The 24,277-nt window shown below is 38.3% G+C and carries 19 protein-coding genes; 13 read left to right on the forward strand and 6 right to left on the reverse strand.

Going from position 1 to position 24,277, the window contains the following annotated elements:
- Nucleotides 1-27: 27 nt before the first annotated feature.
- Nucleotides 28-2,367 (reverse strand): OmpA family protein, encoded by a 2,340-nt coding sequence (locus JL102_RS04110; protein ID WP_202242902.1) that lies wholly within the window; start codon nucleotides 2,365-2,367, stop codon nucleotides 28-30.
- Between the two features lie 267 nt (nucleotides 2,368-2,634).
- On the opposite strand from JL102_RS04110, the gene JL102_RS04115 reads away from it, so the two are divergent.
- Entirely contained in the window at nucleotides 2,635-4,074 is a 1,440-nt protein-coding gene (locus JL102_RS04115) for a hypothetical protein (protein WP_202242904.1), read from the forward strand.
- Between the two features lie 2 nt (nucleotides 4,075-4,076).
- Here the strand turns inward: JL102_RS04115 and JL102_RS04120 are convergent, their stop codons facing one another.
- Nucleotides 4,077-5,315: an ABC transporter permease gene (locus JL102_RS04120; protein WP_202242906.1), complete on the reverse strand. Its 1,239-nt coding sequence runs from the start codon at nucleotides 5,313-5,315 to the stop codon at nucleotides 4,077-4,079.
- A gap of 168 nt (nucleotides 5,316-5,483) precedes the next feature.
- Between JL102_RS04120 and JL102_RS04125 the strand changes: the two genes are divergently transcribed.
- Nucleotides 5,484-6,743 (forward strand): asparagine synthetase B, encoded by a 1,260-nt coding sequence (locus tag JL102_RS04125; RefSeq protein ID WP_202242908.1) that lies wholly within the window; start codon nucleotides 5,484-5,486, stop codon nucleotides 6,741-6,743.
- 42 nt (nucleotides 6,744-6,785) lie between these two features.
- Here JL102_RS04125 and miaE read toward each other — a convergent pair whose 3' ends face one another.
- The 3 genes from miaE to lpxK are packed head-to-tail and all read right to left on the reverse strand — an operon-like array spanning nucleotide 6,786 to nucleotide 10,390.
- On the reverse strand, nucleotides 6,786-7,391 hold the full coding sequence (gene miaE, locus JL102_RS04130) for a tRNA-(ms[2]io[6]A)-hydroxylase (protein ID WP_202242910.1): 606 nt from the start codon (nucleotides 7,389-7,391) through the stop codon (nucleotides 6,786-6,788).
- A complete protein-coding gene (locus JL102_RS04135; RefSeq protein WP_202242912.1) occupies nucleotides 7,384-9,336 on the reverse strand; it encodes a putative porin in 1,953 nt (650 codons plus the stop codon). Before JL102_RS04135 ends, miaE begins: the two co-directional genes overlap by 8 nt.
- 22 nt (nucleotides 9,337-9,358) lie before the next feature.
- On the reverse strand, nucleotides 9,359-10,390 hold the full coding sequence (gene lpxK / locus JL102_RS04140; protein WP_202242914.1) for a tetraacyldisaccharide 4'-kinase: 1,032 nt from the start codon (nucleotides 10,388-10,390) through the stop codon (nucleotides 9,359-9,361).
- Nucleotides 10,391-10,471: 81 nt separating this feature from the next.
- Here lpxK and JL102_RS04145 point away from each other — a divergent pair, with 81 nt between their 5' ends.
- The 3 genes from JL102_RS04145 (at nucleotide 10,472) to JL102_RS04155 (ending at nucleotide 13,838) form a co-directional block, all read left to right on the forward strand.
- The gene (locus JL102_RS04145; protein ID WP_202242924.1) at nucleotides 10,472-11,569 is read left to right on the forward strand and encodes a Nif3-like dinuclear metal center hexameric protein; all 1,098 of its coding nucleotides are present in this window, start codon (nucleotides 10,472-10,474) and stop codon (nucleotides 11,567-11,569) included.
- A 5-nt stretch (nucleotides 11,570-11,574) separates the two neighbouring features.
- Nucleotides 11,575-12,354 carry a zinc ribbon domain-containing protein gene (locus JL102_RS04150; RefSeq protein ID WP_202242926.1) on the forward strand — a complete coding sequence of 260 codons (780 nt, stop codon included), beginning with the start codon at nucleotides 11,575-11,577 and terminating at the stop codon, nucleotides 12,352-12,354.
- Nucleotides 12,355-12,419: 65 nt separating this feature from the next.
- Nucleotides 12,420-13,838 carry a tetratricopeptide repeat protein gene (locus JL102_RS04155; RefSeq protein WP_202242928.1) on the forward strand — a complete coding sequence of 473 codons (1,419 nt, stop codon included), beginning with the start codon at nucleotides 12,420-12,422 and terminating at the stop codon, nucleotides 13,836-13,838.
- A 3-nt stretch (nucleotides 13,839-13,841) separates the two neighbouring features.
- Here JL102_RS04155 and JL102_RS04160 read toward each other — a convergent pair whose 3' ends face one another.
- Entirely contained in the window at nucleotides 13,842-14,459 is a 618-nt protein-coding gene (locus JL102_RS04160; RefSeq protein ID WP_202242930.1) for a histidine phosphatase family protein, read from the reverse strand.
- 47 nt (nucleotides 14,460-14,506) lie between these two features.
- Between JL102_RS04160 and JL102_RS04165 the strand changes: the two genes are divergently transcribed.
- The 8 genes from JL102_RS04165 to JL102_RS04200 all read left to right on the forward strand — a co-directional run bounded on the left by JL102_RS04165 (nucleotide 14,507) and on the right by JL102_RS04200 (nucleotide 24,260).
- A complete protein-coding gene (locus JL102_RS04165) occupies nucleotides 14,507-14,929 on the forward strand; it encodes a hotdog fold thioesterase (protein ID WP_202242932.1) in 423 nt (140 codons plus the stop codon).
- Nucleotides 14,930-14,933: 4 nt separating this feature from the next.
- Entirely contained in the window at nucleotides 14,934-16,124 is a 1,191-nt protein-coding gene (locus JL102_RS04170) for an isochorismate synthase (protein ID WP_202242934.1), read from the forward strand.
- Nucleotides 16,125-17,840 carry a 2-succinyl-5-enolpyruvyl-6-hydroxy-3-cyclohexene-1-carboxylic-acid synthase gene (gene menD, locus JL102_RS04175; protein ID WP_202242936.1) on the forward strand — a complete coding sequence of 572 codons (1,716 nt, stop codon included), beginning with the start codon at nucleotides 16,125-16,127 and terminating at the stop codon, nucleotides 17,838-17,840.
- Nucleotides 17,841-17,847: 7 nt separating this feature from the next.
- A complete protein-coding gene (menB, locus tag JL102_RS04180; protein WP_202242938.1) occupies nucleotides 17,848-18,672 on the forward strand; it encodes a 1,4-dihydroxy-2-naphthoyl-CoA synthase in 825 nt (274 codons plus the stop codon).
- A gap of 659 nt (nucleotides 18,673-19,331) precedes the next feature.
- The gene (locus JL102_RS04185; protein WP_202242940.1) at nucleotides 19,332-20,216 is read left to right on the forward strand and encodes a putative metal-binding motif-containing protein; all 885 of its coding nucleotides are present in this window, start codon (nucleotides 19,332-19,334) and stop codon (nucleotides 20,214-20,216) included.
- A gap of 154 nt (nucleotides 20,217-20,370) precedes the next feature.
- Nucleotides 20,371-22,818: a zinc-dependent metalloprotease gene (locus JL102_RS04190; RefSeq protein ID WP_202242942.1), complete on the forward strand. Its 2,448-nt coding sequence runs from the start codon at nucleotides 20,371-20,373 to the stop codon at nucleotides 22,816-22,818.
- A 3-nt stretch (nucleotides 22,819-22,821) separates the two neighbouring features.
- Nucleotides 22,822-23,184: a hypothetical protein gene (locus JL102_RS04195; protein WP_202242943.1), complete on the forward strand. Its 363-nt coding sequence runs from the start codon at nucleotides 22,822-22,824 to the stop codon at nucleotides 23,182-23,184.
- A complete protein-coding gene (locus JL102_RS04200) occupies nucleotides 23,181-24,260 on the forward strand; it encodes an AMP-binding protein (protein ID WP_202242945.1) in 1,080 nt (359 codons plus the stop codon). Before JL102_RS04195 ends, JL102_RS04200 begins: the two co-directional genes overlap by 4 nt.
- Nucleotides 24,261-24,277 lie beyond the last annotated feature (17 nt).

Consider the following 24,277-nt stretch of genomic DNA (forward strand, 5'->3'; position numbering starts at 1 on the left):
CTTCTACATATTATCATTTAAAGTCAATTATTGAGGCACCACTCTACCGTGTTCGTTAAGATCTACAAATTGCACCTCCACCCTTCTACTTTCTTCTTTAGAGCCATTTTCGTCTTTTGTTACGCCTTGTCCACGCGCTATAATCCTTCTTCTAACTATACCTTTTCTATTGATATAATCTAATACTTCTATAGCTCTTTTGTTAGAAAGCTCTCGGTTAAAATCCTTATCTCCTTCAGCAGAAGCATATCCAGATATCTGAATACCTAGCTCAGGATGTTTTTCTAGCGTCTGAAGTATGCTATTTAATTCTTCATAATATGACTCTTTCAAATCACTTTTAGCTACATCGAAATAAACCTTAACTTTTTTATTTAACAGAGCCTGATCATAGGTGGTGGCTCTGTTTTTATTCATATTCTTCTGTTTCTTAGCTTCTTCTGTAACATAGAATGTAGGTAAGGAAAATATAGTTTTTCCATCCACATTTTTCTGCTCAAACTTACTTTCATCACTTTCATCATAATAATAGACTCTGGATGCAGCCTCTGTGATACTACTTTCATCAAAGCTTACATCATCAACAGGATTTTTCATATTAATGAGACTGACCAAATAATCTATTCCAGCCTGATCATCGGCAGCAATTAGATCATTCATTAAATCATAAATATCAATGCTATCATTTTTAACCAACGCCGCTTCGTGTGTTTTCCGAACGTCAGTTACAGCCGCTTCATGCGTATCATAAAAGGCATTTTTCACTTCAACTTGCTGCCCTACCACTACATCGAACTGTTTAATAGTATTCAATAATATTTTCTGATAAAGCTCATAGAAATATGTCTGCCCTGGCACATTTATATTTAGAGTGTAGGGTAAAAATCCCTCTGATTCTATAATCATATCATAGTTTTTGGCCGGTGGCAATATAATGAGATAATTACCTGTTTTAGGATCTGGTTGGTACACAAAATCCAGTTTTTTACCTGACTCTACATCAATAATATAAATCTTTGTAGGCATAGCCTCTCCAGTCTCTCCATTCAATATTTTTCCTTTTACCATGGTTAAAGGAATATTAGCTTCCTCTTCAGGCATATCTATAGAATAAATATCCTGACCACCAGCACCTCCTTTTCTATCAGAAGAAAAATAGCCTTTTCTACCATCTGCCGTAAGCGTAAAATAGTTATCATTGGCTGTGGTATTAATAGGATAGCCCATATTTTCAGGCGCAGTCCACTCATCGTTAAATAGGCGTGTAACAAAAATATCTCGTCCCCCCATGGTGTTATGACCATCAGAAGTAAAAAACAAAGTCCATTGGTCAGGGTGAATGAACGGAGCATCTTCATTGTACTTACTATTTACTTCCGGACCAAGATTAACAGGGGCTCCCCATTCTCCATTATCACCTAATGTAGCTTTATAAATATCAAGCCCTCCGTAGCCTCCAGGCCTATCACTAGCAAAGTAGATCGTTTTTCCATCAGGAGTAATACTAGCTGTAGTTTCTAAAGAACGGCTATTAATATTTCTGCCAAGAGTAGCAGGGTTAGACCAACTATCTCCAGATTTATCAATAGAGTAAATATTTCCAGGATCGGCCGATCCACCAATAAAAATTAACATTCGCTGTCCGTCAGCTGAAATTCCCGCAGTACCTACGTTGTAATCGCTAGATATACTTACCAGCTTAGGTTGTGACCAAACCCCCGAACTGTTATACGATATATAGATCTGCTCAATAAACTTATCGCCAGATCGGGTTTTACCAGTATTAGGACGTAAAGCCGTAAAAGCCATTACACTTTCGTCAGCAGACACTACAGGATTATATTCTGTGTACTCTGAATTAACTACTGAGCCAAAGTTATATATCTGAATATCTTTAGGACTAGACATCATCGCCAAAGCATTATCTGCAATTTCCAGAGCTCTTTCCGCCTTCTTTAAATCTGAAGTATTTCCTTTTACCTTCTCTTTATATTTTCCGTAAGTCTCTATTGCTTTCTCTACATTTTCATCTTTCATGTAAGCATTGGCAAGATCAAAATAGACTTCTGTAGGTAGCTGATCACTTCCTGTAGCCAAGGCTTTTTCAAAATAAGGAATGCTCTTTATCTGCTCATTGATATTATTAGCGTTTTCATAACTTACAGCCGTTCTATAATAAACAATGGGATCATTCACTCCATTTTCTATGGCCTCTTTATATAAAGGTAGGGCCGCCTCATAATTTCTAATTTTAAAATACCGATCAGCATCAGCTACTTTTTTATCTGTACTCTGTGCCATCACTGAAACGGAAGTACATATTAAAAAGAACATAAAAAGCTTAAACTGCACTAATACTTTACTCATACTTGCAAACTTCAAATTTGGAATGTCTATATAAATTACAATTCTTTCAGGACAAAAATAACTATTTCTATCAATTTGTACCTTTAATTACTCTTGAGGCCATGTTGGTAAGCGTAATACGGCAATAAATGCATAACATGGAATTTCAGGAAGCATTTTTCATCAATTAATACCAATTAATATTAACTTGCGCATAAACTTGCCTTTTTTAATCACATCTGATAGGAGTCAATAGGATATTTAAATCAAAGCGATTAATTTTTAGAAATGTTGAATGAAATTGATATCCTTCTTCTTTATAGGGAGTCCGCCGATACTAACCATAAAAATGTTAAAGGTTGGGTGGAAGACTTTCAGTCTGTGCTGGAAAAGGTGATGGTGAAACTATTAGGCAAAAAGCCTTTTATTCAAAGAGGAGAAGTTGGAGAGATCTTATTAGACGAACTTAACTCTGCAAAAGTATTGATCCCAATACTATCTGATCATTTTCTGAGGGAAGATAAGAGTATAGAACTACTTCAAAGGTTTAATCTTTTCAATCAGAGCAAAGGATATGTAAAACTTTTTAAAGTCATTAAATCACCTTTACAATCCAAACTTATACCTGATTTCCTGGAACCCTATCCATCATTCTCTTTATATAATCAACCTATTAACACCAAAGCAAATACTCGGCAGGGTGCTGAATTTATAGAGCTGCAAGATGATGACTGGCTTAATTTAACCGATTTGGCCTATGAAATTGCTGAAAGCCTCAATTTCACGGAACGTAGCAAAACCATCAACACTAACCTATCTACAGGAAAAGCTATCTATCTGGCTGAAACCAATCAAGAGCTAAGTATTCAAAGAAATATCATTAAAAGAGAACTATTAAAAAGTGGATATACTGTGTATCCTGAATTCTCATTACCAAAAGAAATCAACACCTTTAAAAACACGGTACATGATCAGATGGAAGCTTGCTCGGTATCCATACACTTGGTGGGTGAAAGCTATGGTGAAATACCTCAGGGCAGCGACAAGTCTATCATCGATTTACAAAACCAGATAGCTGCAGAAAAAAGCACTAAACTGAAAGATAAAAACCTTTTTTCCAGACTAATCTGGATCTCGCCTTATCAGAACGACTCAGAAGACAGGCATAAAGACTTTATCCAAAATATAAAAAGAGATCTTTCGTCAGCTGACGCTGAAATACTAGAAATTCCTCTAGAAGACTTTAAGGGCATCATAAGAGAAGAGTTTACACAACAAGAACCAACTAGCAAAAATTTAAAAGGGACTAACGGCATTGTTAAAAACCAAAAAAGCATATATCTGATTTATGACAAACTAGATGCCGATGAGGTAGCTTCTTTAAAAGCTCAGCTTTTTGCTGAAGGATATGAACTATTAACCCCTACTTTTGAAGGCGACATTCAAACACAACAAAACCTACACATCCATAACCTCATCCATTTTGATAGTGTAATAGTATTTCAGTATTATGTGAATGACCAATGGGTGAAGATGAAGCTTTTAGATCTTTTAAAATCACCTGGTTTTGGGCGTAAAAAAATTGCAAAACATCAGGTATTAGTGAGTAAAAAAGAAGCAGAAAACCTACATGCCTTTGAGAAATATAATGTTACCATTTTTGATAACTATACCTCTCAAGGAGCCCGTAACATCAAAGGCATTATTGATCATATTACAAAAAACTGATTTTACTCAAATCTCAGAGATTCAATAGGATCCAATCGTGATGCCTTGTTAGCAGGATAATAACCAGAAATAAGACCAACTACGATACAAACGCCCAAACCTACTCCTGTCCATAACCATGGCATTACAAAACCATCTATTCCTAATATCATTGCGAAGAGATTACCTATCCCAACTCCTAATATTACACCACCAACACCTCCCAGCAGGCAGACCACAATGGCTTCTATAATAAACTGCTGCCTAATACGCAATGGAGTAGCTCCTAAAGCCTTTCTCACTCCTACTTCTCGTGTCCTCTCGGTTACTGATACCATCATAATATTCATCAAGGCGATGCACGCTCCCAATAATGTAATAAAGCCTATTACAAAGCCGGCCAACCTCAATATTCCCGTAATTTCACCCATAGTATCGGCTAGAGATTCACTTTTATCTATTTCAAAAGAATTAGGGTCACCCAGTTGATCTTGCCTTATCTTTCTCATGAGCCCTGTGGCCTCTCCCATGGCAAGCTCCATCTCATTAGGATTATTAATGCCTACAGTTATGCTATACCTCAAATCACGGTCAGCACCCAGCCTACTCGCATTAATCAAAGGTACAATAACAGAATTATCAGGTCCGCCACCTCCACCTATCTGCCCTTTTTCTTCTAGTACACCTATTACTCTATATTTACTTCCTAAAAAGGAGATCTCACTATTTACTGGCTCTTGGTTCTCTTCATAAACAGCTGAAACCACATCCTGACCAATAATGGCTACATTGCTTCCGTATTGAATTTCAATAGAAGAAAAATTCCTTCCTTTTTCTATATTTAGCCCTTCAAGAGCTACATATTCATCATTAGCTCCTAAAACTCCTACATTCGGATTACTTTTTTTTGAACCATGCTTTAACTCGGCCACACTAGTAACATAAGTAGATACGCTAACGCTTGCCGGGTACTTGTAATTATCAATAAATCTAATCACCTCTTTAAGTTTAAGCGGAGGAGCCGATTTCTCCAGCCTGCCTTCACTCCTTCCCTCACGATTTCTTTTAGAGTAAATATCAAACGTATTTACACCCAGCTCTGACAGGCTATCTTTTACAGAAGCCTCTATTCCATCTACCGCTGTGAGTATGCCCACCAAGCTGGTAATACCAATAGATACAATAAGTGCTGTAAGGATAGTACGAAGCAAGTTGGCATTTACGGATCTTAAGCCTTCTCTGATGTTTTCCTGTAGGTCCATTAAAATCGATTTTAGTGAAACTAAAGTAATTAATTCTTTCGTTGATACATTTATAAATTACCTGATTAGTTGAAAAAGCATTTTATCGGTTAAATAAACCGCTGAAAAATTGATGTTAAACAATTAAACACTCACTTTAGCAAAATCTCTGATTCAGAAAAAAGTAATATGAAGAAGGTACTTACTACGGTTATTATCATACTTATCTGTTCGCAGGCTTATGCCAGCTATATTTTTATTCCTATGGATTCTAAGCAGACTAACCATCTAAAAGCCTATGGAATAGCCTACTGGATATTAGAAAATAAAATAGAAGTAGACTGGCTGCTCAACTACAAAGGGGGCAGCTTTATGTGTAAGTATTACCAAAAGTTTGAAAACGAGCTTATTATAAGAGGAGTTAGCTATGAAGTGATTAGTGATGCTCAGTCTAATCAGATAATTGAAGAGATCGCGAGCCCATCATCTAACACAGATGTGATGAAGTTGGAAAAGTTTCCTAAAATAGCAGTTTACAGCCCTAAGAGTAAGCAACCCTGGGATGATGCCGTAACACTGGTGCTCACCTATGCTGAAATACCTTATGATGTTGTTTTTGATGACGAAGTACTGAGTGACAAGCTAGCTACCTACGACTGGCTGCACCTTCATCACGAAGATTTTACCGGGCAATATGGCAAGTTTTACAGGTCCTTTAAAAATATGCCATGGTATATTGAGCAACAGCGCGAATTTGAAGAATCTGCTCGTAAGCACGGCTTTAGCAAAGTGACTCACCTGAAACTGGCTGTAGCCAAAAAAATAAAAGACTTTGTAAGTGGTGGTGGCTTCTTATTTGCCATGTGCTCTGCCACTGATACCTATGATATAGCGCTGGCCGCCGACGGTTTAGATATTGTAGATAGAATGTTCGACGGAGACGCTGCTGACCCTGCTGCTCAAAGTAAACTAGACTTTTCAAAAACGTTTGCTTTTGAAAACTTCAAAATCTCCAATAATCCATATGAGTATGAGTTTTCAAGCATAGATAATCAGCCTACGGAAAGAGGACTAAGAGAAGAGAATGACTATTTTAACCTTTTTGAATTTTCTGCTAAGTGGGATCCCATACCCACTATGCTTACCCAAAATCACACGAGGGTAATCAAAGGATTCTATGGGCAAACTACTGCTTATAAAAATAAACTTATAAAAAGTGATGTGGTGATCATGGGTGAGAATAAAACCATAAGCGAAGTAAAATATATGCATGGAGTGTATGGAAAGGGCTTCTGGACTTTTTATGGCGGGCATGACCCAGAAGATTATCAGCACCTGGTAAATGAAGAACCTACTGATCTTAACCTGCACCCCAATTCACCAGGATATAGGCTAATATTAAATAATATATTATTCCCTGCTGCTAAAAAGAAGAAACAAAAGACCTGATATTTAATAATAAATAAGATGCATTAATCAATAAATAAAAGATTAATGCATTCTATCTCCTCTCACTTCAAGGGTTTTAAGAATTTCAGCCTCTGAAACTAATATCTCCTTCCACCTTTTCGTCACCACATCTTCAGGTAAATAGGTTTTGGCAAGACTTAAAAAGTTTTTGTAATGTCCTGCTTCAGACACCATAAGCTCATAATAAAACTTCTGCAGCCCTTCGTCAGGAATGTATTTCCATAAAAGCCTAAAACGCTCACAGCTGCGTGCCTCTATCAGCGCATTGATGAGCAGTTTTTCAACCAATTGTTGCTCTCTGCTACCACCTTTTTTCTCAACCTTCATCAGCTTAGCTACATACTCATCTTTTCTTTGTGGCCCTAGCTTATAGCCTCTCTTCTTCATCTCCTCAATTACACGCTCAAAATGGCTCCATTCTTCTGCCACCACTGGCGTAAGCATATCTACCAACTCCTCTTTTTCAGGGTACATTATTATTAAAGAAATGCATGAGCTGGCGGCTTTCTGCTCACAAAAAGCATGATCTATCAATATTTCCTCAATATTTTTCTCTGCGATATTAACCCAACGAGGGTCAGTGGGTAATTCCAACCCTAGCACTTGTTTAGCTGACTCATCAATCATAAAAAGCCCATTTAAATCCAAAGTCAAAAATACTGGTTTGCCCTATGTAATAAGGTGTAGCAAAATAACCTCTATCTCTAAATAGCTCAACAATATTATTATACTTCAGGAAGAAACGCCCACGATTGATTTTAGCATTGACAAAGAAATCTACCACAGGAAAATCAGGAACCTTAAAATAAGACTGAGTATAATATTGCATAATAACAGGATCATACCCATTAGCATAGTAACTTGAGTGCCAATGAACATCAAACCCCACTTGCCACTCTAAGTTGCCTTCAAATGAAATATCATGATACGAAATTTGTGCATTCCCAAATAACCTCGGCACATTAATGGCCCCTGCAGATCCGCCACTTACATTACTGTAAATACCCAGCCCATTAAAATTAAATCCTTTACCAAAATCATAATTCAGCTCCAGCTTGGCTTTCACTATGCTAATATCGGCTGACGCCTGCTCAGGAAGCACCCTTTGCTCACCTTCATCCACCAGCGTGTCTTGATTAAAGTAAATATAATTAGTAAGTAAATTATACTCGGCTGAAGGTTTCACTCTCAAATCACCGACTTTTACATTTAAACCTGCTGATATACGTGATGATATCGGTGAATCAAAACTTTCATTCCATTCATCATGACGCCCCAAATAGGCCCTCTGGATATACCCTGGAAGATATTTCGTGCTATATCCTTCAGCAAAAAACCAGCTATTTCTAATTTCTCCACCTACTTTGTACTCTCCTCCCAATTTATACTCACCATAGGCCTTTACATAACTGATAGAATCATTGCCAAAACGCAGGTTAAATCCTGCATAATTTTCAAGGTAATCAGTTTTACTTATGCCAGTAAGGTATTTGTATTGAAAATCTACATCTCTAGCCTTATAATATAATGTATAGAAACCTTTACCTATATCTCCCTTTACCCCCAGCTCATGCTGCCTGTACACTAACTTAGATCTATCTTTTACATTGACTGTATCTCCTACATCAATATAATTATCAAACGGACGCAGGTCTCTATCTTCCTGAGACTCATCATCAATAAAATCATTCTGCTGCTTATACCTGTCATATTGATGATATACCTGCAAATAATTCGTTAACTGATACTGATGATATAAATGATAATTAGTTCTTAGCTCGTCTGTCTCAGCGGCCGCCAGCACCGTTTGCCTTTTATCTTCATCAAAATAGATGTACCCCTCTGGTCCTTGGTTGGCCACGCCATTTGTTGTTACATCATCTCTAAATATGCCTCCGTATTCATCTACATTATGCCTGTTTCTTATGAAATTGGCTAGCAACTGGTATCTTCCATTCCTTGTTTTGTAATGTCCGTACCCAGTATAATAAGTGCCTTCTACGTTTCTATCTCCTCTACGCACACGGAGTATCTGTTTGTCTATATAAAGCCCCCTGAAGTCAAAGCCAATTCCTGCGCGCTCATCAATATTTCTGGCATAAGTTACCTCAGTAACCGCTCTACCCTGACCTCCCCAAGTAACACCCAGATTTGAATAAGGAGATTTAGTATCATAATATCGAATCTGATCAGGGCCTCTATAATAAAGGTCATAAATATTAAAACCAGAAGTAGCCCCTATCTGAGTAGGAAGTGTAGGGTAAATAGGGCGAGCTGCTGTTCCGATATTTCCCAGGTTTTGATATAGATTATCCTCCTTTACGGTAAACTGATACTTATGCATATTATATACAGAGGTATCTATAGTCCAATAATGAGGTATGTTGAACTTAATATTTTCTTCTAAAGTATACCTAGTAGTGGTAGGGCCATATATTTGTTTGGTAGAATCATCTAAAATTTCCGATCCTACTCTTTCCTTTCGTTCTTCTTCTGGTATTTCTATCTGACCAAACCCTTGGATAGAAACAGTAAATAAAAGAAGTAAAATAAATATTGATCTTAACTGCACGCTTAAAATTAACTAATAAGTACTAATTAGAATAAGAGATAATTGAATTCAACACGGTCTCATCAAATGCCCTGCCACCTTTTACAAAGGTAGTCTCTATTGGTAAATAAAATAGAGGAATATCAATTCCTTTAGCAACCAAAAGAGGCTTTAGCTTCACAAAGTCCTTTTCTGTAGTAAGAATAAACTTGCTTTCGCCCTTCACCTGCTTAAATGCCTCCACTATTTTATCAAGGTCGAAAGCTCTGTATTTATAATGATCCTGATAGATGATCTCATCTACCAGCTTATACTTCTCTGATACATATTTCCTCAAACCAGCGGGGTTAGCAATGCCGCTAACCAGCAGCACCTCTCCTTCAGCATTTTCCTCTGCCCCATTCCACCTCATTGGTTTACCGTAAGCAACGGTACTAAATGCAATAAGTGCATCATTATTATATTTTCTGATCTCATTTTCATATCCTTCATAATCTATCTCATCAGGACATTTAGTAACCACTATAATATCTGCTCTATCAGCTCCCTTTCTATTTTCTCTTAACCTACCAGCAGGCAGTAGGTAATCATTATAAAAAGGCCTATTATAATCTGTAAGAAGAATGCTAAGAGAAGGTTTTACAGGTCTGTGCTGAAAAGCATCGTCAAGCAAGATCACTTCAGTATCTGGAAATTCGGCCAATATAAAAGGAATAGCCATAGCCCTTTCCTCTCCCACCGTTACGTGAATATCTTTAAACTTATTGTAGATTTGAAAAGGTTCATCTCCAATAGTAGCGGCAGAATCATCCTTTCCAGCCACTAAAAAGCCCTTAGTCTTGCGGCCATACCCTCTACTTAGGGTCACCAGTCTCTTCTGGGTAAGTAGTCTGATCAGATACTCCACCATAGGAGTTTTTCCTGTGCCCCCTACAGATAGGTTACCCACAGAAATAACATTAGCCTCAAACAAGAATGATGTTTTATACCCGATATTGTACATATAGTTACGCACACGGGTAATAGCATCATACAAAACAGCAAAGGGATACAGCAGTACCGTTAAAAAACTCATGCGCCAGTGATGTGATTATGAAATTCCATAACTTTGGACAATTAAAATAACCGTCCGAAATTACCGCAAATTTGGCCATTTATGACGAAAATAAAAGACATCATTCAATATTTAGAAACAGTAGCCCCTTCTGCCTATCAAGAAAGCTATGATAACTCCAGGCTTATCACCGGAAATGCAGAAGATGAGGTGAGTAATATCCTCATTACCCTCGATACTACTGAAGATGTAGTAAAAGAGGCTATTGATAAAAATTGCAACCTTATTGTTTCCCATCACCCTATCATATTTAAAGGATTAAAATCCCTCACCGGCAGTAATTACATAGAGCGAACTGTGATTAAAGCCCTTAAAAACGACATAGCTATTTATGCCATTCACACTAATCTAGATAATGTATCTCAAGGGGTAAATAAAAAAATATGTGAGAAATTAGGCTTGATCAATACCGAAATACTAGTTCCTAAAAATGATACACTCAGCAAGCTTGTTGCTTTCGTTCCTAAAGAAAACACTGATGCTGTACTTACCGCCATTCATGAGGCTGGTGGTGGTAACATAGGAAACTATGATAACTGCAGTTTTAAAGTAGAAGGCACAGGCACGTTCACACCGAATGAAGAGGCCCAACCTCATATTGGCAGCAGTAACACAAAAGAGTTTGTTACCGAAGACCGAATTGAAATTATATTACCCTCCTTTTTAGAGGGAAAGATTATAAATGCCCTACGCCAGGCCCACCCCTACGAAGAAGTTGCCTACTATTTAAGCAGTGTGAAAAACAAAAATCAAGAAGTAGGTTCAGGAATGGTAGGAGAACTTCCAGAAAAAATGGAACCTTTTCAGTGTCTAAACTATTTAAAAGATAGAATGGGACTTACCTGTATAAGACATACTAAACCTGTAAAAGACAAAATATTCAAAATAGCAGTTTGCGGTGGCTCAGGCAGCCTTTTACTACCTCATGCCATCAGGTCCGGAGCTGATTTATACGTCACAGCGGACTTTAAATATCACGAATTTTTTGACGCTGAAGACCGGATTACCATAGCGGATATTGGTCATTATGAAAGTGAAGTATACACAAAAAATTTGATATGTGAGATATTAAGTAAAAAATTTACTAATTTTGCACTCAAATTATCGGAAACTGTAACAAATCCAATTAGCTACTTATAGATTACATGGAAAACACAAGTGTTGCACAAAAACTCGAGGCTCTCGTAAAATTACAATCCATTGATTCAAAGCTTGATGAAATAAAGAAATTAAGGGGCGATTTACCTGATGAAGTTCAGGATCTTGAAGACGAAATAGAAGGTTATAAAACCAGACTTGGAAGGTTCAACACAGAACTGGAAGAGTTAGAGCAATCCATAAAAGACAACAAAAACGGTATTAAGGACTCTGAAAAGCTGATTGCTAAGTATAGCGAACAGCAAAACAATGTTCGTAACAACCGAGAGTACGATGCTATAACCAAAGAGGTAGAGCTACAGCAGTTAGAAATCCAGATTCTGGAAAAGAAAACTAAAGAAGCACACGAGGCTATCGAAAGAAAAAAAGTCGAAATCGAAAACATTAACGAAGTGATCTCTGAGCGTAGTGCTGATTTGGATAACAAACAGCAAGAGCTTAAGGATATTCTCGAAGACAGCCAAGACGAAGAAGAAAAGTTAATGACTGACAGAGAGAAAGCTGGAAAGAAAATTGAGCCTAAGCTCTTCAAATATTATGAGAAGCTAAGAGCTAATTTATCTAACGGCCTGGCTGTAGTTACTGTGAAAAGAGGTGCTGCTGAAGGATGTAACATAGTTATTCCTCCGCAGAAAATCGCTGAAATCAGAGAGAAAAAGAAAATTGTAATAGATGAACACTCAGGTAGAATCCTTGCCGATGTAGACATGGAGTCATTGGAGGAAGAGAAGCCTAAGAGAACTACAAGAAGAAAGAAAAAAGCATAATTTTGGCTTTAAAAAACAGAATTCTTTTAACGAAAAAGGTAAGTTATATAACTTACCTTTTTTTATTGCTCATCAATTTTCCATCGCTCGGCTCTGACCTATCATTTTCAAGCCACGAAGCTAGGGCCTACCACTTCATTTTATCTCTGCGTTTTGATGATGCTGCTCCATATCTTTCTAAAAAAACAGCAGGAACAGTATATCTCAATAATCTACAAGAAAGCCTTAAAATTATTTTCTCGGAAGATGCGGACTTGTATAGCGATTACAAAAATGATTTTGATGAAAGATATGAATACATAGATGACCTCTCCTCCTCTTCGGCTTACAAAAACTTCTACCTTGCTGAGTTAAGACTTCAAAGCGCCTTTGTTCATCTAAAAATGGGAGCTGAGTGGGATGCTGCCTGGGATTTCAGAAAGGCCTATAAACTCATTGAAGAAAATCAAGAAGAGCACCCTGACTTTCTACCCAATTATAAATCTCTCGGCATGCTACACATCATGCTGGGTTCCGTTCCTTCCAAATATCAGTGGATCTTACATCTTTTGGGTATGAACGGCACTGTAGAGAAAGGCATTGAAGAAATTAATAAGCTAGCTCAATCTAATAACACCTTTAAAAAAGAAGCTGAAGCAATCAGGTGTTTATTTAAGTCATACCTCCTTAATGAACAAAAAGAGGCCATAGAAGAATTTAAGAAAGTATATATTTCTTCTTCAGGCAATCTACTCTTTGGTTATCTGTACATGTCCTTACTCATGAAAGCTTCTGAGGGCCAGCAAGCATTAGATCTTTATCATAAGCTATCAGACCTATCTGAGGGTTATTACACCTTAAATATACTCCACTATAGCGCAGGAGAGGTGTATTTACAAAAAGGCGAATATAAAGCAGCCGAAAACGAATTTAAGACATTCATTAAACATAACACTGGTAAAAATTTACTAAAAGACTCGTGGTATAAACTATTTCTTTCCTACTGGCTTAATGGAGATAACACCTCCGCCAAGCATGCATATGAAAAAGCTAAAAAAACAGGATACACAATAGTTGAAGCAGATAAACATGCGGACAAAAGCCTGAACAGTAGCACGTACCCCAACCAGGTTATTATGAAAATACGGCTTAGTACTGACGGAGGATTTTATGAAAGGGCTCAATTACTATTGAAACAAAAAGCCAAACTGACTACTGAAGAAGAAAAAGCAGAGTACACTTACCGCAAAGCGAGGCTGTACCATAAAATAGGAGAACTGGAAACAGCGATTAATCATTACAAAGAAACCATAACCACTGCCGGCACCCAACCCTGGTATTTTGCTCCAAACTCTTGTCTACAACTAGGATATATTTACAGGCAAAAAGGCAATATTGAAGCAGCAAAAAAATACTTCGAAAAGGTACTGAAATACAACCATTACGAATACAAAACCAGCATTACAAATAAAGCAAAAGCCGGCCTTAGCGAACTAAAAGACTAGATTTTATGGCTGCAGGTGGCAGATATCATTAAAGTTTTCAATGGCAAACATGCTACCTGTATATGAAAGTTTGTAAAGACATAGGTTAGAATGCTCAAACAAATCCATGCAGTGCAAAGGGTAGTTTAGCATTTGACATAGAAATACACGCATAGCCCTTCCGTGCATACAAATCAGAATAATTTCCTCATCTTCTTTAGATATAATATGCTCCAAAGCTACTTTTTGCCTATCATACACATCTTGAGGACTTTCACCTCCTTCTATTCTCAAAGTGGTATTTCCATTTTGCCACTCTCTAATCACATTATAATAATAGGCATCTTCTTCAGGTGTAATTTTCATCCCCTCTCTGGTTCCCCAGTTAATCTCGTTTAAACCTGAAAGTTTTTCATGAGGCAAACCAAGATCTAAAAATTTCTGAACAGATTGTACTGTTCTTTGAAGTGTAGAAGTATAAACTTTATCAAAAGGAATGTCTTTATAAGCCTGAAAAAAGCCTTCAGCCTGTGTTCTTCCGGTTTCATTGAGAGGAGCATCTATCCCACTACCCTGCACTACTCCGTTTAGGTTATAATCTGTTTGACCGTGTCGTACTAAATATATTTTTTTGCTTTTCAATTTGTCCGTATTTTTGGCGGCAAAAATAACCTTTTTTATCAATAAGCATGATGAATACAGAGATAACCGTTGATACGCTCAATAAAATGACTAAAAACACCATGATGGAACATCTCGAAATAGAGTTCATAGAGATAGGAAAGGATTTTATTAAAGCAAAAATGCCTGTAGACCACCGACATCATCAACCATTTGGGCTACTGCATGGTGGTGCGAGTGTAGTGCTGGCAGAGACCTTAGGTAGTGTAGCAGCCCAGTGCTCTGTTGACAGTTCTAAATATGGTTGTGTAGGGTTAGAGATAAACGCCAATCACATCAGAGGGGTAAAAAGTGGTTATGTATATGGCACTACCACTCCTATGCACATAGGCAGATCTACACAGGTATGGGAAATTAAGATTACTAATGAACAGGATGAACTCGTATGTATTAGTAGAATAACGATGGCCGTTCTGGAAAAGAAAAATTAATGATTTGATAGTTTCGGATAATATTAAACAGCAGTCTGCAGAGCAAATAATCAGCTCTGCGCTTGATTATTGTAGAAGTGAGGGACATTCCATAGCTATTTGGAAACACCCTGAGGAGAGTAGCATAGAGCTGATGGTAGATTTTTCAAGTGACATTCAGCCTGTTGACGATCCGCTAGAACAAAACGAAGAAGGCTTTTTACTTAGCCCTTTTAACTACAAGGCGGCGTCTTACCTGATTAAGGCCAACCTCCATATTAAGTGGGAAGATTTCAACATAAAAATACAACCTGAGCTTGAAATTAGTGAAAAGGCGGATGAACTACTGAAACATATTTCCAAACCACAAAAAACAAGCCCCAATAAAAGTGCTGAAGTCATAAAAGTAATAGCTTCTGATGAAGAAAGAAACAAATTCATAGACCTGGCTAACACAGCTATAGAAGCTATCAAAAGCGGGCAATTATTAAAGGTAGTTCCATCCAGGAAAAAAGAAATTATACTACCTGAAGACTTTGATATAGGGCTCAATTTCATAAAACTCTCCCAAGCTTACCCTTCTGCTTTCGCCTCTTTGGTTTATACCCCAAAAACTGGCATTTGGATGGGAGCCACCCCGGAGTTACTCATTAATGAAAGAAATAACACCTTTAGAACCGTAGCCCTGGCTGGTACTCAAAAATACGACCCTGAACTACCTCTGGCACGTGTAGCCTGGCGCCAAAAAGAAATTGAAGAGCAAGCACTAGTTGGTCGCTATATCATCAACTGTTTTAAAAAAATTCGTCTTCGTAATTACACTGAAATTGGCCCTAAAACAGTAATTGCGGGAAACCTGCTGCACCTAAAAACAGAGTTTATCGTAGATATGGAGGCTACTGGCTTTCCTGGCCTGGGAGACACCATGCTCAAGCTATTACACCCTACATCTGCCATATGCGGTATGCCCCTGGCTCCTGCTCAAGAATTTATAAGAGATCATGAATATTATGACAGAGGTTATTATAGTGGCTACCTCGGCCCTGTGAACTCTGAAAATGGCACCTCCCTTTTTGTTAACCTTAGGTGCATGTCTATTGATGCCGACAAAGCAACTTTGTATGCAGGTGCAGGAGTTACAGCAGACTCTATACCTGAAGATGAATGGGAAGAAACAGAAATCAAAATGAATACAATTCTAAACATTATAGGATAAGTGAACCTCAAGCCTGTTTACAATATTGCTGAAATATGCGCACAATTAGGAGTAACCGAAGCCATTCTATCACCAGGCTCTCGCTCCGCCCCGCTTACTGTGGCCTTTGCCCGTCATAAAAGCATAAGATGCCGAACCATTACAGATGAACGCTCTGCTGCTTTTATAGGCATGGGCATAGCACAAAAAACTAAAAGACCCACTGTATTGGTTTGCACTTCCGGATCAGCCGCCTATAACTATGCACCAGCCATTGCTGAAGCATATTTCCAACAAATACCACTACTAGTAATCACTGCTGATCGCCCTTCTGAATGGATAGATCAGCTAGATGGGCAAACCATAAGACAACAAAACATTTACGGCCAGCACGTAAAGAAAAGTTATCAGCTACCAGTAGACCTTGACAATGAAAGTTCGGAATGGCATACTTATAGAACTGTATCAGAAGCAGTTAATCTGGCTAATCAGTTTCCATTCGGGCCTGTGCATTTGAACATTCCTTTTAGAGAACCTTTCTACCCTGCACCTGGTGAAGAAGCAGAATATGATACTAACATAAAAGTTACCAATCATGTAAAAAACTTAGCTGACTTACCTCATATTGAATGGGTTAGGATATTAGAGCAGTGGAAAACATTCAAAAGAATACTCATCGTTGGAGGCCAAAGCGATGCCAATGAAGCACTGAAGCCACCTCTTTCCAAGATCATTAAAGAGCAAAAAATACCAGTGGTAGGAGATATCATCTCTAACCTGCATGGTATAGATGATATCATAAAAAGAGCTGATCTTTTTCTGGGCCAAGACAAGCCAGGACTTCACGAAAGCATGCACCCAGAGCTATTAGTCACTTTTGGTAAATCAACTATTTCTAAAAATTTAAAGCTTTTATTAAGAAAATATCAGCCTCTTGAGCATTGGCACATACAGCCATCAGGCTATGTAGCCGATACTTACCAGTCTCTGAGTAAGGTAGTTCCAGTTACTCCGCTTACTTTTTTCAAAAAAATAGCCGAAAGACAACATCAGGAGAGCTTTGATAATCAAAAGCAAGAGAACTTCTTTTATATATGGCAAATAGAAGAAAGAAAAGCGCAGCGACAGACGAACACCTTTTTTCCGCATGAAAACTGGGGCGAGTTTGAATGTATAAAAGAAACCATTCAGCAACTGCCAGCAGGCTCTCATCTTCATTTGGCTAACAGTATGGCCGTGAGGTATGCTAACTATGTTGGCTTAGAAAATAGTGATGTAGAAGTCTTTGCTAACCGAGGCACCAGTGGTATAGACGGCAGCAACAGCACCACTGTAGGTCATTGCCTAAATTCTGATCATCTGAACATACTGATCACCGGAGATTTAGCCTTTTTCTATGACAGAAATGCCTTTTGGCACAACTACAAAATACCAAACCTCCGTATTCTTCTGCTTAATAATCATGCAGGAGGTATTTTCCGTATTATCAATGGCCCTTCCAAGTTACCAGAACTAGAAGAGTTTTTTGAAACCAAACAGCAACTGAATGCTAAATTATTAGCTCAAGAGCATGGTTTTGAATATCTTAATTGTGACAAAAAGACTAAATTCAAAAATTATCTAAAATCATTTCTTGAAGATGATGGCATACCCAAAATCATGGAAATAGAATCAGATAGTGCTACAAATACTGAAATATTAAAAACCTTTAAACAGACTTATAAAGACTTAAAATAATTTAGATATGGGAGAACAAAGAAAATGGGAAACCATCAAAGAATATAAGGATATTAAATTCGAACTATTCGATGGTATCGCCAAAATAACTATTAACAGACCAGAGGTATACAATGCCTTCCGCCCAGAAACCAACATGGAAATGATTGAGGCGATGGATATTGTAAGAGAAAGACAAGATATTGGTGTAGTACTCCTCACCGGAGAGGGAGATAAAGCCTTCTGTTCTGGTGGAGATCAAAATGTTAAAGGAGTTGGTGGCTATGTAGGTGAAGATGGAGTACCTCGTTTAAACGTACTAGATCTGCATAAGCGCATAAGAGAATTGCCTAAGCCGGTTATTGCTTTGGTAAATGGATATGCTATAGGTGGCGGCCACGTGCTACATGTAGTGTGTGACCTTACTATTGCTTCAGAAAATGCTCGTTTCGGACAAACAGGACCTAAAGTAGGTAGCTTTGATGCTGGTTTCGGTTCTTCTTACCTGGCCCGACACGTAGGCCAAAAGAAAGCCAGAGAAATATGGTTCTTATGCAAACAATATACGGCAGCTGAAGCTGAGCAAATGGGTATGGTGAATAAAGTAGTGCCTTTAGAAAGCCTGGAAGATGAAGGTGTAGAATGGGGACAAACTATCATGATGCGCAGCCCTATGGCTATCAGAATGCTTAAAAGAGGCCTGAACGCTGAACTAGACGGACAAAGAGGATTGATGGAATTTGCTGGTGATGCTACCATGATGTTCTACCTCATGGAAGAAGCTCAGGAAGGTAAAAAGGCTTTCTTAGAAAAAAGAGACCCAGACTTTAAACAATTCCCTAAATTCCCTTGATTTAGGATCAGATAAATAAGCCAATAGCCACTCATCAGCAACTCTTTATACAAAAATTGCTTATGAGTGGTCATTGTTTTAAACCCTCACGAACCTACCTTCTACCCTACTCTCCCCACTTAAAATCCCGTACTCCTTATACTTGTCAAATATACCTCTCACTGCACTGTTAAAAGCTCAGTATTATACCCCTAAGAGGGCTTAAACTTTTTTGCCTGAGCATAAGTTTACGTTAAAAAATCTTCAGAATGAATCCTTTTGAGAACACCCAAAAGATTAGATATCTACTGGATACACTCACATTAGAAGAAAGGTTATGATGGCGAGCCGTCCCATTACTTGATACAGACAACTACTGATATACACATTTTAGCTTAAGCTATTTACCTCAGCAATGTCAAGGTTTTAGAACAATGAACCTTTGACAACTTTCAGCCTCATTTAGTCCCTCTGCCACCTAAAAAAAGAAGTAATATAAACCACAAACATTAAACGTATTTACAACATTTAATATAATTTTTTAAATCCAACACATAACTATATAACTATTTAAATACCTCATATAGAACTAAAGGAAATTTCAATAAAAAATAATGATGTACCTTTTTTATATCAAATTAAATAATTTGATTGTGTTAATTTTTAAACTTATGAAGATTATGAAGCGAATATTATTTTTTTTACCAGTACTATTAGCTGGTTCATTTTTGATTTCCTGTGGAGATGATGACGATGCCTGTACCCCTTTAACATGGTACAGAGATGCAGATGGCGACGGCTTTGGAGATGCATCAGATATTTTAAGTGACTGCAACCAACCTGAAGGGTATGTGATGGACAATACCGATTGTGATGACTCTAATCTTGCCATTAATCCCGCTGCAGAAGAAGATGACTTTGATGGAATAGACAGCAACTGTGATGGTAAAGCAGAAGCGATCATTATATGGACCGGCTCAGACTTCACTTTTAACAAGCCTGACAGCGCTGACTGGACTGACCCTCAGTATCAGGATAAAATAACAGACAAGGTCACTTTTACCCGTCAGCATAACAAACAGATATACAACTATCAATGGTGGCAAGATAATTTCTCAAAAGACGTTGATGAGCAAGCTTTGGAAGCAGAATTTTGGGACTATACGCCTCAAAATTTTGAATTTACTCCTACTGGAGGTACTAAAGGGGTTAAATGGGCTTTGCTTGATGATACAGGCGCGGGGCCAAACTGGGACCCAGACTTTCCTTTTTACGGTACACTTGGAGACTCCACTCATTTCTATAGCTTCCATAACATAGGTTCGTTTGTAAGATACCTGGAAGAAGGTTCTAAAATCACTGAAGTGGTAGATAATTTCACCATCAAGATTAACACAGATCTAAGTCAGACAGGGACCAGTCTCCCTGATCTGGTAGGAAAAAAATTAGGAGTTTGGCTAGTTGAAGAAAATATTTTCTTCACACTTACCTTCACCAAATGGGGCAGCGGAAGGCAGAACCCAGGTGGTGGCATCACCTATATACGGTCAACAAAGCAGTATTAGCACTATTAGCAGCTTCCTCCGCCTTCTCTCAACAATAATTAAGCAGATGCCAAGGCAGAGGAAGCTTACTTCTTACATCACCCCTAAAAAGACTATTCAACCTTTCAAATTAAATTGATTATTATGGTGCCGCCTGATTTCATATATTCAAAATATGAAAAAAGCCGCTTCAATATTTCTAATACTGATTACATTATTAGGTTGCCAAACCTCTAAAAAAGCAACCAGCAATTCATCTGAAACTGAAAAAAAAGAGAAAAAGCCTTATGAAAAAATAGTGTCAGAAAGCACTCAAACAGACGAGGGCCTCTTTAAAATCCATACCAATGGAGAAAAAATTTATTACGAAATTCCTGATAGCCTTCTCTACACTGACATGCTGCTCATCAGCCGCATATCAAAAATTGCCCCTCAATTTGGTGGCGGATATATTAATGCCGGCTCAAAAACACAAGAGCAGCTGATACAATGGCAAAAACATCAAAACAATATATTACTTAGGTCTATTTCTTATAATGCTATTGCCAGCGACTCACTTCCGATTTATAAATCAGTAGAGTCTAATAATTATGCTCCATCTCTCTACAGCTTTAAAATAGCTGCTTATTCACCTGATTCTTCCGCATTAGTAATAGAAGTAACAGATTTCTTCACCAAAGATATTCCTGCTATTAGTGGGCTTTCTAATGAAATGAGGAAAGAATATAAAGTGAACAGACTGGATTCTGATCGTAGTTTTATCCAATCGGCCAAGAGCTATCCTGAAAATATAGAAGTAAAGCATGAAATGACATATGTAGCCGACGAGCCACCAGTAAACCAGAGTTCAGAGACTATTAGTATGGTTATGAGTCAATCTATGGTTTTATTACCAAAAGAACCGATGCAGCCCAGACTCCATGACGAGAGAGTAGGCTGGTTTACCGTAAGCCAGGTAGACTATAGCTCAGAAGCCTTAAAGGCAGACCGCAAGACTTATATAAGAAGATGGAGGCTGGAGCCTAAAGATCCGGAAGCCTATGCCAGAGGAGAATTAGTAGAACCCATTCAACCTATAGTTTATTACCTTGATCCTGCCACACCTATAAAATGGAGAAAATACTTCAAACAGGGCATTGAGAGCTGGCAAGAATGTTTTGAGACAGCGGGTTTTAAAAATGCCATTATAGCCAAAGATCCACCTACTGCAGAAGAAGATCCTGACTTTAGTCCTGAAGATGTTCGTTATTCTATTGTTCGTTACGTGGCGAGCACCACTCGTAACGCCATTGGGCCAAGCACCTCTGACCCGCGCTCAGGGGAGATTATAGAGAGCGATATCATCTGGTATCATAACCATTTAAGATCTTATAGGAACAGATTCATGCTGGAAACTGGTGCCGCCAACCCAGAAGCACGTTCACTTAACACCCCAGAAGAACAAATCGGTGAAATGATGCGCATGGTAATAGCCCATGAAGTAGGTCATGCACTGGGCTTACCTCATAACATGAAAGCCAGTAGCGCCTACCCTACTGATTCGCTTAGGTCTGGTTCTTTCACACAAAAGTACGGCATAGCTACTACCATCATGGATTATGCCCGCTATAACTACGTGGCACAACCCGGAGATGAAAACATAAGGTTTATAAGACAAATAGGACCTTATGATCACTACGCCATTAACTGGGGTTACAGGGTAATACCGAATGCGGATAGCCCTACAGAAGAAAAAGCCACCCTAAACAGCTGGATAAAAGAAAAAGAAGGCGATCCTAAATACCTTTTCGGAAATGGTTACGGTGGTTTTGATCCTACATCTCAGACAGAAAATATTGGAGACGATGCCGTTAAAGCCAGCAGCTACGGATTGAGCAACCTGAAAATTGTGAGTAAAAACCTCATTAACTGGACCACACGAGAAGGTGAAGATTATGAAGACCTACAAGAATTATATGGCGAACTAACCAGTGTATGGAGCCGATACATAGGCCATGTAGCCAGACAGATTGGAGGAGTTACAGAAACCCTCAAAACAGCAGATCAAGCTGGTGTGGTATATAAGCCGGTGAACAAAGAACAGCAAAAAAGCGCTATGACCTTTATGCTCAACGAAGCCTTTAGCACGCCAGAATGGCTCATTAATGAAGACATCCTGAGGCGAATAGAACCCGTGGGTGCTCTGGAAAGAGTAAGGTCCTTACAAGCCAGACACCTCAACACTATACTTAGTTTTGAAGTGCTACAAAGGCTCAGCGAGGCAGAGGCCTTTATGGGATCAAAAACCTACACTTCACTTAACATGATGGATGACCTTCAAAATGGAGTTTTTTTAGAAATAATACGAAATCAAAAAATAGACCCTTACCGTAGAGATTTCCAAAAAGCCTATGTAGAGAGATTGGGGTATTTATTGACCAAAGAACAGTCATCAGGAAACAGACACTACTCATCTGCCACTGAGGTAGATGCAGATCAATCAGATATTCGTTCATTAGCTAGAGGAAAATTAGTAGATTTAAAGAGAAAGCTTAATAAAAGTAATATAAGTGATCGAATGTCCTCATATCATGTGCAGGATCTGTTAGCCAGAATAGACTTAATCCTCAACCCTAAAGGATAATATATGTTCGAAAATAGAGACATTTATCGGGCCATTGGCGAATTAGCCTATGTAATAGCCAAAGCTACTAACGGCTTACAGCCAGAAGAAAAGGCCGCTTTTATGCAAATTATAAAAGAAGAGCTTAAATTTGAGGCATGGGCTGCGGAAAGTAGGTTTGAAATTTTGGATGAAAAAATTCACCCGACAATAGACCATGCTTACAATGAAGCAATTCATGAACTGAAGCTACACCAAGAGCACCTTACCCCGGAGCTAAAAGCTAAAACGCTGGCAGTACTCAGAAAAGTAGCCCAAGCCTGTGGTAACACAGAGATAGATGAATTTATACTAGACCGGCTCGAAAGCGATTTAAAGAAGTTTTGAAAGATAATAATACTCCCCACATCATCATAAATAATAAAAGCCTGGACCTGAGTAACATTGGGTCCTTTGCTATTTCTAACCCTTTTGAAGCCTCCACGGTATCATTTATAGAAGAATGGCTCAGTGGTCAGCCTATTTTTGAACTGCAAACTTCAGGCTCTACCGGTACTCCCAAGAAAATCAAAATCAAAAGGAGCCAAATGGAAGCCAGTGCCCGGCAAACCATGAAAGCGTTAGACATAAGCAAGGGGAATGCTCTCGTTTGCCTGGATACGACGTATATAGCAGGCAAAATGATGCTGGTACGTGCACTTATTCATCAAATGGACATCATTGCCGTAACCCCAGGGGCTAACCCCCTACAAGGCTTAACTACACCGCCTGATTTTGCAGCCCTGGTTCCATTACAGGTAGAAGCCATACTTACGGATGAACACAGCAAAAAAATGCTTAACAGCATGAAAGCTATAATTATTGGAGGTGCACCTGTGAGTAATCACTTAGCAAAGCAAATAGAAAGCTTGCAAGTGGCTGCTTATGCTACTTATGGCATGACTGAGACGGTTTCTCATATTGCACTAAAACGCCTTAATGGGTTTGAAAAAAATGACACCTACGTTGCTTTTGATGAGGTAAAGCTCTCTCTAGACGACAGAGGCTGCCTTACCATACAATCAGCAGTAACAGATGGTGAGAAGATTATTACCAATGACATAGTAGATTTGAAGACCGAGCATACTTTTGAATGGCTGGGAAGAATAGATAATGTTATAAATAGTGGAGGTGTAAAAATTCAAAGCGAAAAAGTAGAAAGAGTTATTGAAAAAATATTCAGTGAATTAGATATATCCAAGCGCTTTTTTATTGCGGGAATAGATGATAGTAAGCTAGGTAAAAAAGTAGTAATGGTGGTGGAATCTGAACACCCTCTGCCAGAAACAGAGATCAATGAACAGCTAAAGAAAATGGTGAGTAAATACGAAATTCCTAAACAGATCTTTTATATAGCCTCCTTCGCAGAAACAAAAACCGGAAAGGTAAATAGAGGGGTAATTTTAAAAGAGATAAACTTTTAGGAAAGATCCGCACACCT

This window comes from Fulvivirga sediminis (assembly GCF_016757215.1).
Lineage (GTDB): Bacteria > Bacteroidota > Bacteroidia > Cytophagales > Cyclobacteriaceae > Fulvivirga > Fulvivirga sediminis.

Coding starts and splice junctions, on each gene's coding strand:
- JL102_RS04110 (WP_202242902.1), bottom strand. CDS start 2,367: ATGAGTAAAGTATTAGTGCAGTTTAAGCTTTTTATGTTCTTTTTAATA.
- JL102_RS04115 (WP_202242904.1), top strand. CDS start 2,635: ATGTTGAATGAAATTGATATCCTTCTTCTTTATAGGGAGTCCGCCGAT.
- JL102_RS04120 (WP_202242906.1), bottom strand. CDS start 5,315: ATGGACCTACAGGAAAACATCAGAGAAGGCTTAAGATCCGTAAATGCC.
- JL102_RS04125 (WP_202242908.1), top strand. CDS start 5,484: ATGAAGAAGGTACTTACTACGGTTATTATCATACTTATCTGTTCGCAG.
- miaE (WP_202242910.1), bottom strand. CDS start 7,391: ATGATTGATGAGTCAGCTAAACAAGTGCTAGGGTTGGAATTACCCACT.
- lpxK (WP_202242914.1), bottom strand. CDS start 10,390: ATGAGTTTTTTAACGGTACTGCTGTATCCCTTTGCTGTTTTGTATGAT.
- JL102_RS04145 (WP_202242924.1), top strand. CDS start 10,472: ATGACGAAAATAAAAGACATCATTCAATATTTAGAAACAGTAGCCCCT.
- JL102_RS04150 (WP_202242926.1), top strand. CDS start 11,575: ATGGAAAACACAAGTGTTGCACAAAAACTCGAGGCTCTCGTAAAATTA.
- JL102_RS04165 (WP_202242932.1), top strand. CDS start 14,507: ATGATGAATACAGAGATAACCGTTGATACGCTCAATAAAATGACTAAA.
- menB (WP_202242938.1), top strand. CDS start 17,848: ATGGGAGAACAAAGAAAATGGGAAACCATCAAAGAATATAAGGATATT.
- JL102_RS04185 (WP_202242940.1), top strand. CDS start 19,332: ATGAAGCGAATATTATTTTTTTTACCAGTACTATTAGCTGGTTCATTT.
- JL102_RS04190 (WP_202242942.1), top strand. CDS start 20,371: ATGAAAAAAGCCGCTTCAATATTTCTAATACTGATTACATTATTAGGT.
- JL102_RS04195 (WP_202242943.1), top strand. CDS start 22,822: ATGTTCGAAAATAGAGACATTTATCGGGCCATTGGCGAATTAGCCTAT.